The sequence below is a fragment of the Desulfosalsimonas sp. genome (genome assembly GCF_046483245.1).
Taxonomy (GTDB): domain Bacteria; phylum Desulfobacterota; class Desulfobacteria; order Desulfobacterales; family Desulfosalsimonadaceae; genus Desulfosalsimonas.
Genome location: NZ_JAWODO010000114.1, coordinates 19,032 through 34,253, shown reverse-complemented (window position 1 = coordinate 34,253; position 15,222 = coordinate 19,032). Strand labels below are relative to the sequence as shown.

The window sequence follows — 15,222 nt, the reverse complement described above, 5'->3', positions numbered from 1 at the left end:
CTTTGGCCGTTGTAATGAATATCGCCCCTGGTGGGATGATAAAATCCTGAAATACAATTCAGCAAACTGGTTTTGCCCGCACCATTGGGCCCGATAATGGAGGTGATCTGTCCGGTTTCGATTTCCAGGTTTACAGAAGAAAGGGCGTGCAGTCCGCCGAAGGTGAGGGTTACATCGGATACGCTTAAATTCGGCATACAATTCTCTCAATTTGGGGTGAGGGAGAAATTATGCGTTTTCTGGGTTTAAGATTTAAATGATTGGAGATTAAAGTCAAGTATAGACAATAGCGGCAAAATAGCGGGTTATACCCCCTATTTTTCAAGGGAAAGCAAATGGGCGCGGAGATTTATCTTCTTGTTTTTTATATCCAATTTGGTTCTGAGGTTGTGCCGATGAAACAATACGGTATTTTTGGAAACCAGAAGCACTTCTGCAATCTCGTCATTGGTTTTGCCCGCCTTGATCAGATCGGCCACGCGGATCTCCATGGGCGTGAAATTTCCGGTTCGACCGGCCAGTCTGTTGATAAACGGGGATACGATATTGTCCAGGTTTGTCTCCAGGATCTGCAAAAGCGTCTTCTGGCGGGTATCCAGGCGTGTATTCATGATTTTTTCCAGGTAGGGATGGACGAGTTGCTCCACGTTTCTACGCACCATTTCGCTAAGCCCCCGCTGGTCGCGCTCATGCTGGTTTAAAAGAACCCGCAGGGCGGTATTGACCTCCTCGAGATGATGGGACTGGGCGCGCAGGTCCTTCTGGTTTTGCTGCAGGGAATGTTCAGCCTGCCTGCGCTCCTCGATTTCCTGCTCAAGGGCCCTGTTGGAGCCTTCGAGTTCTGCCGTGCGCTCTGCCACCAATTTTTCGAGCTGGTCGCGGTACTGCTGCAGCTTTCTTTCCGCCTGCTTTTGCGCACTGATATCGCGCAGGATCACGATGTTGCCCGCCGGCTTGCCGTCTGCGCCCGCATACAGGGTGGAGGAAATCTGAACGTCGAGCACCCGGCCGTCTCTGGTCAGACGCCGGGTTTCGAAAAGATTGATGGTCTGGCCGGAAAGCATCCTTTCAATGGCCTGCCGGGTTTCGGCCCGGCTTTCCTCGGGCACGAAATCGATGCGTTTACCCAGCAGCTCGTTTCTCGACAGCCCGAAGGTGGTTTCAAAAGCCGGGTTGACATAAGTGGCAATACCTTTCATGTCATAGACCACAATGGGATCCGGCGAAGATTCCAAAAGGGTGCGGTACCGGGCTTCGCTTTCCCGCAAAACCGCCTCGGCCCGCTTTCGCTCGGCCAGTTCCCGGCGCACGTCGGCATACAGCCGGGCCTTTTGAAGAGCTATCAGGGCCAGGGCGGCAAAGCGCTCCAGCACGCTTACATCCTCTTTTGTAAAACACCGGCCCTTTTCCACATGGGCAAGACCGATCACGCCCGCCACTTCCGCCTCAGACTTCAGCGGGATGCCGACCACGGAGCCGAGCCGGTCAAGCTTTTTGTCCGGGATACGCCCGGGCCAGACCTGATAGTCATCAACGAGCAGAACCGCTTCGGTTTCCCATACCCGGCCGCCCAGGCCCTGACCCCGGACCACCTGCCGGCCCAGCTGGCCCCTGAAAAATCCCTTGCCCATCTGCATCTGCATGTAGCGGGTGCCGGGTTCGTGCAGATAAATAAACCCGTGCTCCGTGCCGGTCAGAAAAGAGGCCCGGTCCAGAATATTTTCCAGAAGCTCTTCCTTGTCGATTTTGGCAATCAGTCCCAGGGATGTCTCATGCAGGGCCTCCAGGTAAGCTTTTTGGGCCTGAAATGCCGACTCGGCAGTCCGGCAACGCTCTGCTTCCCGGCTTAATTCCTGCATCTGATTTTTCATCTGCTCATAGGACGATTTTGGGCTCATGGGCGCAGCCTGAACGGGGTTTTGGAAAAAAAGGCATGTTTTTTAAATATATATTAACAGGTTATCCATGACTATGCAACTGTTTTGGCGCTAAAAAAACCGCAAACCAGCTTGACAGGCCGGGCCGGCAATGACAAGGATAAACAGTGCCCGAAAGAAAACCAGGATTTTTCGTCAAGGTCAAGGACGGCGAAAATTTTAACCGCAGGAATACTCGACGTATTTTGAGGATTAAAATTTGAGCCGGACGCAGAGATTGGCGAAAAAGACGGTTTTCGTTCAGGCACTAAATAGATAGCCGTACAAATCTCCTTACACAAAGAAAGGTGCCGCACTTATGGACACTTTCGCCCGCTCCACCCCGCCGGACGAACTATACGCCCGGGTGCGAAAACTTCAGCAGCACCTGCAGGAAAAACAGATCCAGGGCGCCCTGATCCTTCAGAATGCTGATCTGTTCTACTTCAGCGGAACAATCCAGCAGGCCCATCTCTTTATCCCGGCCGAAGGCGAGGCCGTGCTCATGGTTAGAAAGGATATTGAGCGCGCCAGGGCGGAATCGGCCCTCAACCAGGTTGTTTCCCTTTCCAGCCCCAAACAGATTCCAGACATCCTGGGCCGGCACGGCATTGATCTGCCGACAAGACTCGGCATGGAACTCGATGTTTTGCCGGCAAACCTGTATTTCAATTTCACCCGGCTGTTTGAAAACACGGAAATCACGGATATCAGCGTCGCCATCCGGATGATCCGCGCGGTGAAATCAGACTATGAAATCGAAAAAATCCGTACCGCAGCCAAGTTTTCCGACCGCCTGGCGGCCTGTGTGCCGGATCTGCTAAAAGAAGGCATTTCAGAAGTTGAACTGGCCGGACGCATTGAAGCCGAGGCCAGAAAAATGGGACACCAGGGCATTGTGCGCATGCGGCTGTGGGGGGCTGAGCTGTTTTACGGCCACGTCATGGCCGGGCCTGCGGCTGCCGTGCCGAGCTATCTGTCTTCGCCCACCGGCGGGGCCGGTGTCAATGCCTCTGTGGCCCAGGGAGCAGGCATGCGGCCCGTGGGCAGAAACGAGCCCGTGCTTGTGGACATGGTTTTTGCGTTTGAGGGCTACAATTCGGATCACGCCAGGATTTATTCCATGGGGGAACTTCCCGGCGACCTGACGGCCGCTCACCAGGTGATGCTCGATATCCAGGAGGCCGTAAAAAAAGCCGCCCTGCCGGGCACAGCCGCCGGTGATCTTTACGAACTGGCCCTGAACATGACCGAAGACAAGGGCCTGGGCGACTATTTTATGGGCACGGGTGAGCAGCGCATCCGGTTTGTGGGCCATGGCATCGGCCTGGAGCTGGATGAATTCCCGTTTCTTGCCCGGGGGCAGAACCTGGCCCTGGAACCCGGGATGATCATTGCCCTGGAACCCAAAGTGATTTTTCCAAAAAAAGGCGTGGTGGGAATCGAAAACACCCATGTGGTCACCCAAAACGGGCTCAAACAGCTCGGCGGGTATCCGGAAGAAATCACGGTCGTATGATCGGACAAATTTGAAGTCCATTGGTCAACTCAAACCAAAGGAGGTTTGCAGCCATGGGTGATTACATCGGGGCTTTGGACCTGGGCACCACCAGCAGCCGCTTTATTGTTTTTGACCGGCGGGGCCGGATCGTGGGATCGGCCCAGAAGGAGCATGAGCAGATATTTCCCAAACCGGGCTGGGTGGAGCACAATCCCGTGGAAATCTGGGAAAACACCGGCGATGTCATGCGCGGGGCCCTTGCCAAAACCGGGCTGAAGGGATCCGACATCGAGGCGGTGGGCATTACCAACCAGCGCGAAACCACCCTGGTATGGGACAGCCGCACCGGCAAGCCCTACATGAACGCCATTGTCTGGCAGGATACCCGCACAGACGAGATGTGCAACCGCTTAGCCGAGCATGGGGGGCAGAACCGGTTTAGGGATAAAACCGGGCTTCCGCTGTCCACCTATTTTGCCGGGCCGAAACTGCGCTGGATACTCGATAACTGCGAGCCTGCGCGCAAGGGTGCGGAAAAGGGCCAGGCCATGTTCGGCACGGTGGAGTCCTGGATTATCTGGTGGCTCACCGGCGGGCCCGGAGGGGGTTCGCATGTCACGGATGTGACAAACGCAAGCCGCACCATGCTCATGAACCTTGAGAACCTGTCCTGGGATGAGCAGATCCTCAACGCCTTAAACATCCCTGAATCCATCCTGCCACGCATCGTGCCCTCCATTGACTCCGACACCTGGGGCACCACACGCAAAGACGGCCCTCTGGGGGCGGAAGTTCCGGTCTGCGGAGCCCTGGGCGATCAACAGGCCGCCCTGGTGGGCCAGGCCTGCTTTGAGGTCGGGGAAGCCAAAAACACATACGGCACCGGATGCTTTCTGCTCTTAAACACAGGTACCGAGCCGGTGGCCAGCCGCCACGGCATGCTCACCACCGTGGCCTACCAGGTGCGCGGCCAGAAACCGGTCTACTGCCTTGAAGGCTCCATTGCCGTTGCCGGCGCCCTGGTGCAGTGGCTGCGGGACAATTTGAAATTCATCGAGCATGCCGCGGAAATCGAGCCCCTGGCCCGGTCGGTTGCCGATAACGGCGGCGCCTACATTGTGCCGGCTTTCTCCGGGCTGTTTGCGCCGTACTGGCGATCGGACGCCCGAGGGGTGATCGTTGGCCTGACCCGGTTTATCAAGCGGGGCCATATCGCAAGGGCCGTGCTTGAAGCCGTGGCCTACCAGACCCTGGACGTGGCCGAAGCCATGGAAAAGGATTCCGGGGTCAAAATGGACAACCTCAAGGTGGACGGCGGTATGGTGGTAAACGAGCTTTTGATGCAGTTTCAGGCAGACATCCTGGGCCTCCCGGTGGCCCGGCCCAAAATCACGGAAACCACGGCCCTGGGTGCCGCGTCTGCGGCCGCCCTGGCCAGCGGGTTTGCCTCCGGCATCGGGGAGCTCAAGGAAAACTGGGCTCTGGACAAGACCTGGCAGCCGCAGATGTCTAAAAAACAGCGCAAAAAGGACGTCAAAAACTGGAAAAAAGCCGTGGACCGGACCTTAAACTGGATCGACTAGGCCAGCCCCTTTTGTTTGGCCACAAAATAAACCATCTGCCCGACAATCATGGAAATGATCTCGGCGGGCAGCAGATCCGAGGGCGAGTTTTCCATTTTTTCGGCAACCAGGTCCTTTGCGGTTTTTTCCGGATCACCGGTTTGGGCCAGGGACTGCTCGATCCGGGTGCGGAATTCGGCTGCGGCATTAATGGACCGATTTAAAAAATCTGCCGCATCCCGGCCTGTTCGCGCGCCATAATGCTCGGCAAGGTAGACGGCAATATCTAGGCCCGCCATTTTTTCAAGGCTTTGCTGGTACTTGTCAAAATCGGAATTGGCCGCGGTAAAAATCTCGTCTCCGGCTTCAATGCCGCCGGCATCCGAGGCAAACAGGGCTTTTTGCTCAGGCACGTACACGGCAATGGAACACGATGAATGACCCGGCACCGACAAGATCTCCAGGGTCAGATCCCCGCAGGCGATATTCTGCCCGTCTTCAAGCACCTGCTCCACCTCGATGCCCTCAAAATCGGCATATCCTTTTTCTTTCGCATCATCGAGCCGACCCCGGCGTTTTAGGGCCTCATGATTCATGGCATTGATGGTTTCAATCACCTTTGGTTTGGCCAGCATGGCCTTTGCCGGCGCGGATGCGGCCACAATCGCCCGGGGCCACTGTTTTTTGAAAAACGGCACAATGCCGCAGTGATCAAAATGGGAATGAAGGATCACGATTTTTTTGATTTTTTCCGGATCCACGGCCATCTCCCGGATCTGGTCCAGGACTTCGGGCACGATGTAGACCATCCCCCCGCCGATGATGGCTGCCTCGGTGCCGCCGTCGAGCAGATATACATTGGATTCCCGCCGGCCCAGCAACGTGATGCGATCGGTTACTTTTCCCGGCTCCTTGATTTTCATACAACCTCCTTATTGATGGCATCGTAAAAAGCTTTCAGATGGTGCCGTAAAGTTCAAGATCAAGGCTTGCGCAATTTCGAAGAATGCAGCGTACTTATCCGTACGTGAAATTCTGAGAAATTGCGTATAACGCAGATATTGGACTTTTACGGCGCCATCCTTATTCACTGACCATCAGGTTAACCGCATCAATATGCTCTGGATTTTCGCGGTCAATGATTTCAATGATTCTGCCGTGCATCCGTTTTTTGTGCTCTGCAAAAATGCCGCGCTTTTTGTTGAAAGATTTGGCAAATCCCATGGTTTCCGCAATGAGGTGTTCGGCGTTGTCGCAGGCTTTTTCAATCACGTGATGGGCTTCCAGTTCCGGGGCCGTGGCCCGCCGGCCGGTGAGCTTTAACTCGTTGAACTTCCAGCGGGGCACGGCCTTTTCAATAAAGGCGTCCATACCCGGCAGAAACGGAATGCCCAGGTCCACTTCTGGAAAGCAGAAAAAACCCCGGTCGGATTTCATGAACCGGAAATCGCAGGCGCAGGACAAAATGGCGCCATTGCCGAATGCATGGCCGTTGATGGCGGCAATGGTGGGCACCGGTGCCAGCAGCAGCTTTTTAAACACTTCATCCATGCCGTAGCAGAAATCCCGGATAGCCTGAAATTCCTGGGCGGCATACTTTTCCATCAGCCAGTTGACGTGAATCCCGTTTGAAAAAAACTTGGGATCCGAGCTGGTCAGCACAACAGCCCGGGTCTCGGTATCTGCCACGGCCTCGTCCAAAACAGCATTCAAGGCCCGGGCAAACCCCAGATCCTGCAGGTTTTCCTTGTTGTTCATATAAACAACAGCCACGCCCTCATCCATCTGTCTGTATACAATCGCCATAATCAATACTCCGTTTGCGCTATCCCTTTGCCCACAGCCTTTGTTTTTCCACTCTCGGCTTGACCCAGGATTCGTTAAACCACAGGGCCAGAAGGATCAGGCCGCCGCCGGCAAGCAAACGCAGCAGATCCACCTCCCGGTTCCAGATCACTAGGTTGACCACAAGACCTGCGGGCACCAGGGCGTTGTTCATGATAGCAAGCGCGCCGGCATTGACCAGGGTGGCCCCCTTGTTCCAGAGAAAATACCCGATGCCAGATGCCGCCACGCCCAGCCACAGCAAAACACCCCATTGAACGGTTGTCTGCGGCATCATGGCCATATCCCCCCAAATCAGCCAGGCAGAAACCGCCACTGCCATGGCGCCGATATAAAAAAACCCGAACACCGAGTGCTGGGCAAAAACCTGCATTCCCGCCTCCCGGCGCTTCTCCATGAGATTTTTATACCCCACCTGCCCCACTGCAAAACAGACATTGGCCCCCTGGACCAGCAAAAAGCCGGCCACAAAATCCTGGCTGAGTGGATTGTAGCGGATCAGGGCCGCCCCTGCAACGGCAACCCCTGCGGTCACCAGATACCAGAAGGTAAACCGGCGCCGGGCCGCGTCATAGAGCAAAGCGATATAAATCGGCGTAAAAACGGTAAAAAACACGACTTCGGGCACGCTTAAAAAGGAAAAGGAATGATAAAAACAGATAAACATCACCCCTAGCTGGACCGCACCAATACCCATGAGCCGGACAGCCAGGTTCCACGGCACCTTTTTCCATCGGATAAAGGGCAGAAACATCAGGCTTGCCAGAAACGTGCGCGAAAAAACCGCAAAATAACTGTCCACCTGCCCTGAAAGATAGACCCCGATCAGGCTGAAGGAAAATGCCCATAAAACCGTTACACCCCACAAATACGCCATAAAAGCCTCTTTTCTATATTTGATACTTCCGTAAAAAGCTTTTTACGAAACCATCAATTTTACGGGTTGACGGCCGCACAACCGCCTTGACAATTTCGGAATTCCCGGCATGCAGGTTTTCAAAAATCTCCTGCAGATCCGCAAATCCCGCCCTGCAATTGATCATCTGCGAGACATTGATTTCCCATATCCGCGGCCACCACAGCCCGTGCCCCGTTTTGGGCAAAACACCGGCAAAGGGCCGCACCAATGCCGCTGGCCCCGCCGGTCACCACTACCACTTTTTCTTTCAGATCCATTTTTTCCCCGTCTTATAATAAGGTCCGGTATGTATCAGGAAAGGGCTCCGCCGTCGCAGGCGATGGTTTCACCGGTGGTAAAAGAGGCCGCATCCGAAACCAGGTAGAGAACCGCGCCGGCCATTTCCTCGGGGGAGGCGTGGCGGTTCATGGGGATGCGTTCAATGACGGAATCATAAAATTCCTTGTTTTCCATGAGTGCCGAGGAAAACTTGGTTTGGGTAAAGCCCGGCAAAAGGGCGTTGACCCGGATGTTTTTCGGCGCCAGTTCCTTGGCATAGCCCTTGGTCATGGAGATCATGGCGGCTTTGGTCATGGAGTAGACGCCCTGAAAGGGTGCGGGGCTCACGCCGTTGATGGAAGAAACATTGACAATGGCGCCGCCGGAGTTGTTCTCCGCCATGAGTTTGGCTGCATTCTGGATCATGAAAAAGGGGCCCTTGAGATTGACTTCCACGGTTTTGTTAAAGGCCGATTCAGGCGCGTTGAGCATCTCTCCGAAGTAGGGGTTGGTGGCGGCATTGTTGACCAGGATGTCCAGCTTTCCGTATTTTTCCCTGACCTGTGCAAATAGGTTTTCGATCTGGTCGTAATATCCCATGTTGCAGCTAATGGACTCGGCTTTGCCGCCCCTTTGCTCGATTTTCTCCTGCACTTGCCGCAGGGCGTCGATCTTTCGGCTCACCAGGATACAAGCGGCCCCGTAATCAGCCAGGGTAACGGCAATGGCCTCTCCGATACCCCGACTGGCACCGGTGATCAGGGCGACCTTGTTTTCCAGGGAAAAAGAAATCATAACAATATTCCTCCTTTTGATTGCACAGGGGTTCACTCACAGGTTGCAAATTGGGTATACGCGGTTTACTATTATATCTATACAAATTTATCACAGAACTTGTAAAGATGAAACCGTGCACGGGTCAATAAAAAAAGCGAGCGCTCGTTATTTTTTTGTTGACCCGTGTCCGCCCCCTTCGGTAAATAATGACCTTGAAGACCGTTTTTTCCAACCCTTAACCCAACAATACATCCGGAGGCGTTATGGCAGAACAAATCAGAGCCCCCATGGCCGGAAAGGTAATTTCCGTTCTGGTCAGCCCGGGCGATACAGTGGAGGAAGACGACGAAATCATGGTCCTGGAGGCCATGAAAATGGAAACCTCTGTTTATGCATCAGCCGGCGGCACTATCGCGGAAATCAAAGTTAAACCCGGAGACAATGTTGACGAAGACGATGTCCTGATGACCCTGGAATAAAACGAGGTGGGCGCATGCACAGGTATTTTAAAAACATGGATGTCCTGGGAAAGTCGCTCAAGGACAAGGTCCGGGACAGAAACCGCGACAGCGCAGAGGCCCTGCAAAAACAGGAGGCCGAAATCCGCGAAGCCAAAGAGCAGACCCGGCAATTCGGCCTGTCTGGGGAAAAAATCAATTCCCGGGGCCAGCTCACCATCTGGCAGCGCCTTGAAATCCTTGTGGACGAAGGCACATGGCGGCCCCTGCACACCCTGTACAATCCGGCTGACAACAGCGACTGCACCACCAACGTGGTTGACGGGCTGGCGAAAATCAACGGCCGGTGGGCCGTGGTCATCGGTTTTGACAACAAGTACCTGGCCGGCGCCTGGGTGCCGGGCCAGCCGGAAAACATCCTGCGGGTCACGGACCTGGCCAAACGACTGAACCTGCCGCTGATATGGGTGGTCAACTGCAGCGGGGTCAAGCTGCCGGAGCAGGAAAAATTCTATGCTGGTCGCAGATGCTCGGGCACCACGTTTTACCGGCATGCGGAACTCGAGCAGATGGGCATTCCCATCCTGGCCGGCATTTACGGAACAAACCCGGCCGGCGGCGGATACCAGGCCGCCAGCCCCACGATCCTGTTTGCCCACCAAAACTGCAACATTGCCGTGGGCGGCGCCGGCATTGTCAGCGGCATGAGCCCCAAGGGCTATTTTGACACCCAATCCGCACAGGAACTCATTGACGCGGCCCAAAAGCACCAGGCCAGCCCCCCGGGCACCGTGGACATCCATTGCGATGAAACCGGATTTTTCAGATTTGTCTTTGACAAGGAAGAAGAAGTGCTGGCGGCCATGCGCGAGTACATGAAAAAACTGCCCGCCTATGAACTTGATTTTTTTCGGGTTGATGAACCACAGAAACCCGCCCTGCCCGCAGATGATCTCTACACCCTGCTGCCGGCCAATCCCAAACGAACCTACGTGTTTGAAGAAATCCTGGCCCGGCTGGTGGACGCAGGCCACCACATGGAATTCCGGCCCGACTACGGCCCGGAGGTCTACACCGGCATAGTGAAGATAAACGGACTGGCCTTTGGCTGCATCGGCAACCGGCAGGGTCTTTTGCCCAAGGGGTATCCGGAATATGCCGATTATCCGGGCATTGGCGGCAAGCTCTACCGGCAGGGGCTCATCAAGATAAACGAATTTGTGACCCTGTGCGCCAGAGACCGGCTCCCTGTTATCTGGTTTCAGGACACTAGCGGTGTTGACGTGGGCAACCAGGCGGAAAAAGCCGAGCTGCTGGGCCTGGGCCAGAGCCTGATCTATTCGATCCAGCAAACCGACCTGCCCATGATGCTGGTGACCCTGCGCAAAGGCTCAGCTGCGGCCCACTACCTGCTGGGCGGGCCCACAGCCAACCGGCAAAACGCCTTTACCCTGGGCACGGCAGCCACAGAGATATACGTGATGCACGGGGAAACCGCGGCTGTTGCCGCCTATACCCGACGCCTGATCAAGGATCAGCAGGCGGGAAAGCCTCTTGAACCCACCATTGAAAAAATGAACGAGCTGGTGGAAAAATATCACGAAACCTCGCGGCCCCTGTTTTGCGCCAAAACCGGGCTGCTCGACGAGGTGGCGGACTTAAATGAAATACGCGGATACCTGGAGGCTTTTGCCGAATCCGCCTACCAGAACCCGAGGTCCATCTGCCCCCAGCATAACATGATCCTGCCGCGGATCATCCGGGGCTGACACCGTAATACCATCAATCTTGATGGCACCGTAAAAAGTCTGATTTCAGATGGTGCCGTAACCGGGACAAAAATCAAGAGGTTTTGCCATGGACAATCAAAGCAAATGGCACAAAACCCATTGCAGCCGGATGGACCACGGGGGATGCGCCCTTAACGTAAAAACCAAAGGCGGAAAAATCACCGGCATCACCGGTGATCCGGAAGGATTTCTCAACCAGGGCTATAGCTGCCCCAAGGGCCGGGCCCTGGCGGAAATCCATGAAAGCCCCCACAGGCTCAAAACCCCCCTGATCCGCACCGGGCCCCGGGGCTCCAACCAGTGGCGCAAGGCCACCTGGCCGGAGGCACTGGATGCCACGGCCCGAGGCCTGGATCAAGCCCGGCAGGAGCACGGGGCCAGGTCCGCGGCGTTCTGCCAGGGCATGCCCAAGGGGCTGGAGCACTTTGCCCTGATCCGCCTGGCCAACACATTCGGCTCTCCCAACGTGGTAGCGGTCCAGGATGTCTGTCACGCGCCCAGGGAACTCACCGGCCGGCACATGTGCGGTTTTTACCCGGTGGCCGACGTTCACCGCAGAAGCGATCTCATTGTTTTGTGGGGCAGCAACACCCGGGCCACCAATGAAGAGGGGATTATCAACTCCCAGATCACCGCCCGGATCCGGCGGGGTGCGGACCTGATGGTCATTGATCCGAGAAAAACCGCCCTTGCCGGGCAGGCGAATTTCCACGTGCAGCTGCGTCCCGGCACCGACTGCGCCCTGGCCCTTGGCTTTCTGCACGTCATCATCGAAGAAGGCCTTTATGACAACCATTTTGTCCAAAACTGGTGCACGGGCTTTGAGGCCCTGGCTGCCCATGTCAAAGCCTTTGACCCGCAATGGGCCGAATCCGTGACCGGAGTGGACAAAGCGCAAATCATTTCCGCGGCCCGGGCCTACGGCCGGGCACGGCCCGCATGCACGGCCTGGGGAAACGCCGTGGAACAAACCCCCCAAGCCTTTGACACCATCCGGTGCATTGTCTCGCTGATGGCGGTGTGCGGCAACCTGGATGTGCCCGGCGGCAATATCCGGGCGGCCGAGCCCAGGCTCCTGGCCCCGGGCAAATTCGTGCGCGCTGACCTGCTGCCCGACAAGCGTACTCAATGCCTCAACGCCGCCTACACAACCAGTCCCATGCTCATGACCGTGCCCCCGGCGTTTTTCCGGCGAGCGGTCCTCGACCATACCCCCTACCCGGTGCGCGCGGCCTACATGCAATGCACCAATCCCATGCTATCGTACGCGGATTCGGAAATGACCCGCAAGGCGCTTCTGAAACTGGATTTTCTGGCTGTGGCAGACGTGGTCATGACCCCTACGGCCGCCCTGGCAGACGTGGTGCTGCCCGCGGCCACGGCGTTTGAATTCGATGATATCGGCCACTACGGCCTGGGCCACGGCATTGTCCTGGCCCGGCCCAAACTCGTGGATCCCCCGGGACAATGCCGGCCGGACATGGCAGTGATAAATGACCTGGGCCGCCGCCTCACAGACCCGAATCTTTGGTTTAACAATTACGAACAGATTCTGGAATCCCTGATTGCCCCCTCGGGGCATGACTGGGAAAGTTTCGTGGAAAAAGGATTTCTGACAGGCGAGCAGGGATTTCGGCTTTACGAAAAAAAAGGCTTTTCCACCCGCTCGGGCAGGGTGGAGCTGGCCATGGAAAATGCTGAAAAGCTGGGAGCCGAAGCTTTGCCCCAATACAGGCCGCCTGCGGACCTGCCGGATGCAGACTATCCCCTTTTGCTCACAAGCGCCAAAAGCCCCAATTACCTGCACTCATCCTACCGGTGGATCAAAAGCCTGCGCCGGCGCGAACCTGTGCCCGAAATCCGGATTCATCCGGACACGGCAAAGTCCCTGGGCATCACCAACGGCAGCCAGGTTCGCATTGAAACCCGAAAAGGGTCCATTGTCCAGACCGCTTTGCTCACCCCGGAGGTTTCCCCTGAAGTGGTGTGCGCCGTGCACGGGTGGTGGTTTTTGGAATCCGGCGCACACAGGCGCCAATCCTGGCAGGCGGCCAATTTCAACATGCTCACGTCAGCCAACACCCTGGGCCGCCAGTTCGGCACCCCTCGGATGCGCGCCATTGCCTGTCGGATCAGGCCGGCCTGAAAAAAATCATCTTTTGACGCAGGATTTGAACAGCTAGAGCACCGCAAGAAAAATGCCCGCGGCCACGGCCGAGCCGATGACCCCGCCCACATTGGGTCCCATGGCAAACATGAGCAGAAAATTCGACGGGTTGTCCTCCTGGCCCACGGTCTGGCAGACCCTCGCGGACATGGGAACCGCTGAAACCCCTGCCGCCCCGATAAGGGGATTGACCTTGCCGCCTGTGGCCAGGCACATGAGTTTTCCCATGAGCACCCCGGTGGCCGTGCCGATGCTGAAGGCCACCAGGCCGAATATCAGGATCTGGATGGTCTCAACGGTGAGAAAATAATAGGCACTGCACTTGGCTCCCACTGTCAGGCCCAGGAAAATGACAATGATATTGTTGAGCTCGTTCTGGGCGGCCTTGCTCAAACGGTCAGTGACACCGCATTCCCGGAAAAGGTTGCCCAGCATGAGCATGCCCAGAAGCGGCAGGGCCGTGGGCAGAAACAGGCCGGTGACCAGGATGACAATAATGGGAAAAAGAATTCTTTCGCGCCTGGAGGTTTCCCGGAGTTCCTGCATTTCGATCATGCGTTCTTTTTTGGTGGTCAAAAGCCGCATGATGGGCGGCTGGATCATGGGCACAAGGGCCATATAGGAATAGGCGGCAACCGAGATGGCCCCGAGCAGATGCGGGGCCATCTGCGAGGACAGATAAATGGCCGTTGGCCCGTCTGCACCGCCGATAATGCTTATGGCCGCCGCCTCCAGGTCCGTAAACCCCAGGGCCAGCATGGCCAGGAAAGTGGCAAATATCCCGGCCTGGGCCGCAGCGCCCAGCAGCAGGGTTTTGGGGTTGGAAATCAGCGGGGAAAAATCGGTCAGCGCCCCGATTCCCATAAAAATCAACGGCGGATAAATCCCCAGCTCAATGCCCAGGTAAAGGTAATGCAACAGGCCGCCGGGCTGGCCGTTTTCGGGCTGGGCCATCATGGGAGACAGGGGAAAATTGACCAGGAGGATGCCAAAGCTGATGGGCACTAGCAGCAGGGGTTCGTATTTTTTGGCAATGCCCAGATACAAAAGGAAAAGGCCGATGCCCATCATGGCCAGGCTGGAGATCTCGATATTGGCAAAACCCGTCTGATTTATAAAATAGAAGAATTTATCCATTTATCGTATCAATCCTTTGTCTTTTTCCGGCCTTTGCCCAAAAGCCTGTCGCATTCCTTCTGATTCCAGTAAAAATAGCCCTTTTGATCCGGGACAATTAAGTGGCTGACAATTAAATGGCTGACCACGGAGTGGGCATGGGAAATGCCGATTTTTTCCGCCTTCTCGATTAAGGCCGGAAGCGAAAACGGCTCGCCGATGGCATGAATCAAAAGATTGAGCTGCCGGGCCGATTCATGGATATCATCAAAATACGGCCCCGGCGGTTCGGTTTTTTCCGGTTTTTCCGGAAAAAACCAAAGCCGCACCCGATTCAGCCAGGCTTTTGGGTTTTCCCATACACCAAGCACCACATGAAGCCGGGAAATAATGACCGCCAGCACAACCAGGGCGATAAACACAACAGTTACGCCCAGTACCGCCAGGGAAACGCCGTGATAATGGGATATGGCCTCCAAGCCTTTCATTGCAGATAACCGATCTGGGGTCTGGTTTGAATAAATTTGTTGATTTTTTTAAGCACTTTTTCCACAAGCCCGGGATTGCTCTGGAGCAGTTCCAGAAACTCAGGGCCAGACATGCAAAGCAGTTCCCCCTTTGTCAGTGCGGTGACGTTTGCCATGTATTCAGCGGGAAAGCTCACAGATGACCAGCCGATGATATCGCCCTTCTGGTTCAGCGTAATGGCGCGGCCGTCATTGTAATGGATCATGAAATGCCCCCGCAGTATCACGAAAAAGCAATGGGCCCGATCGCCTTGTTGGATCATTTGCTCGCCTTCAATCACCCATACATGGGAAAGCAGGGGATAGAGCTGATCCCATTCATTGGGAAGCAGATCCCGAAAAATCTCCAGCTTTTTGATCTGTCCGGTATCCAAATGATGCATATG

15 protein-coding genes are annotated in these 15,222 nt (G+C 55.7%); 5 read left to right on the top strand and 10 right to left on the bottom strand.

All coding sequences use genetic code 11. The features are described 5' to 3' along the window. Together R6U41_RS10125 and R6U41_RS10120 are read right to left on the bottom strand one after the other, a co-directional pair. Window positions 1–197, bottom strand: a 197-nt coding sequence (locus R6U41_RS10125) for an ATP-binding cassette domain-containing protein (RefSeq protein ID WP_410269720.1), incomplete at its 3' end; no start/stop codon positions are given. A 117-nt stretch (window positions 198–314) separates the two neighbouring features. Then, window positions 315–1,898, bottom strand: coding sequence for a PAS domain S-box protein (locus R6U41_RS10120; RefSeq protein WP_410269719.1), 1,584 nt, complete (start codon window positions 1,896–1,898; stop codon window positions 315–317). 337 nt (window positions 1,899–2,235) lie between these two features. Here R6U41_RS10120 and R6U41_RS10115 point away from each other — a divergent pair, with 337 nt between their 5' ends. Then, the gene (locus tag R6U41_RS10115; protein ID WP_410269718.1) at window positions 2,236–3,435 is read left to right on the top strand and encodes a M24 family metallopeptidase; all 1,200 of its coding nucleotides are present in this window, start codon (window positions 2,236–2,238) and stop codon (window positions 3,433–3,435) included. A gap of 53 nt (window positions 3,436–3,488) precedes the next feature. Next, a complete protein-coding gene (gene glpK, locus R6U41_RS10110) occupies window positions 3,489–5,000 on the top strand; it encodes a glycerol kinase GlpK (RefSeq protein ID WP_410269717.1) in 1,512 nt (503 codons plus the stop codon). On the opposite strand, the gene R6U41_RS10105 is transcribed toward glpK, so the two are convergent. From R6U41_RS10105 to R6U41_RS10085, 5 genes are all read right to left on the bottom strand, one after another. Further along, window positions 4,997–5,902 (bottom strand): MBL fold metallo-hydrolase, encoded by a 906-nt coding sequence (locus tag R6U41_RS10105; protein WP_410269716.1) that lies wholly within the window; start codon window positions 5,900–5,902, stop codon window positions 4,997–4,999. The two genes, glpK and R6U41_RS10105, sit on opposite strands and share 4 nt — an antisense overlap. A 160-nt stretch (window positions 5,903–6,062) precedes the next feature. After that, window positions 6,063–6,785 carry an enoyl-CoA hydratase/isomerase family protein gene (locus R6U41_RS10100; RefSeq protein WP_410269715.1) on the bottom strand — a complete coding sequence of 241 codons (723 nt, stop codon included), beginning with the start codon at window positions 6,783–6,785 and terminating at the stop codon, window positions 6,063–6,065. A gap of 19 nt (window positions 6,786–6,804) precedes the next feature. Continuing rightward, window positions 6,805–7,701, bottom strand: a complete 897-nt coding sequence (locus R6U41_RS10095; RefSeq protein ID WP_410269714.1) for an EamA family transporter — start codon at window positions 7,699–7,701, stop codon at window positions 6,805–6,807. Window positions 7,702–7,820: 119 nt separating this feature from the next. After that, window positions 7,821–8,000 (bottom strand): SDR family NAD(P)-dependent oxidoreductase, encoded by a 180-nt coding sequence (locus R6U41_RS10090; RefSeq protein ID WP_410269713.1) that lies wholly within the window; start codon window positions 7,998–8,000, stop codon window positions 7,821–7,823. 34 nt (window positions 8,001–8,034) lie between these two features. Next, window positions 8,035–8,796, bottom strand: coding sequence for an SDR family oxidoreductase (locus tag R6U41_RS10085; protein ID WP_410269712.1), 762 nt, complete (start codon window positions 8,794–8,796; stop codon window positions 8,035–8,037). A gap of 245 nt (window positions 8,797–9,041) precedes the next feature. Between R6U41_RS10085 and R6U41_RS10080 the strand changes: the two genes are divergently transcribed. From R6U41_RS10080 to R6U41_RS10070, 3 genes are all read left to right on the top strand, one after another. After that, window positions 9,042–9,257: an acetyl-CoA carboxylase biotin carboxyl carrier protein subunit gene (locus R6U41_RS10080; RefSeq protein WP_410269711.1), complete on the top strand. Its 216-nt coding sequence runs from the start codon at window positions 9,042–9,044 to the stop codon at window positions 9,255–9,257. A 14-nt stretch (window positions 9,258–9,271) separates the two neighbouring features. Continuing rightward, window positions 9,272–11,005 (top strand): acyl-CoA carboxylase subunit beta, encoded by a 1,734-nt coding sequence (locus tag R6U41_RS10075; protein WP_410269710.1) that lies wholly within the window; start codon window positions 9,272–9,274, stop codon window positions 11,003–11,005. 88 nt (window positions 11,006–11,093) lie between these two features. Continuing rightward, window positions 11,094–13,172 (top strand): molybdopterin-dependent oxidoreductase, encoded by a 2,079-nt coding sequence (locus R6U41_RS10070; protein WP_410269709.1) that lies wholly within the window; start codon window positions 11,094–11,096, stop codon window positions 13,170–13,172. Window positions 13,173–13,205: 33 nt separating this feature from the next. Here R6U41_RS10070 and R6U41_RS10065 read toward each other — a convergent pair whose 3' ends face one another. From R6U41_RS10065 to R6U41_RS10055, 3 genes are read right to left on the bottom strand one after another with little or no spacing between them, the layout of a single operon-like run. Then, window positions 13,206–14,330 (bottom strand): sodium ion-translocating decarboxylase subunit beta, encoded by a 1,125-nt coding sequence (locus tag R6U41_RS10065; protein WP_410269708.1) that lies wholly within the window; start codon window positions 14,328–14,330, stop codon window positions 13,206–13,208. An 8-nt stretch (window positions 14,331–14,338) separates the two neighbouring features. Then, a complete protein-coding gene (locus R6U41_RS10060) occupies window positions 14,339–14,797 on the bottom strand; it encodes an OadG family protein (protein ID WP_410269707.1) in 459 nt (152 codons plus the stop codon). After that, window positions 14,794–15,219: a Crp/Fnr family transcriptional regulator gene (locus tag R6U41_RS10055; protein WP_410269706.1), complete on the bottom strand. Its 426-nt coding sequence runs from the start codon at window positions 15,217–15,219 to the stop codon at window positions 14,794–14,796. The genes R6U41_RS10060 and R6U41_RS10055 overlap by 4 nt, the downstream gene beginning before the upstream one ends. Window positions 15,220–15,222 lie beyond the last annotated feature (3 nt).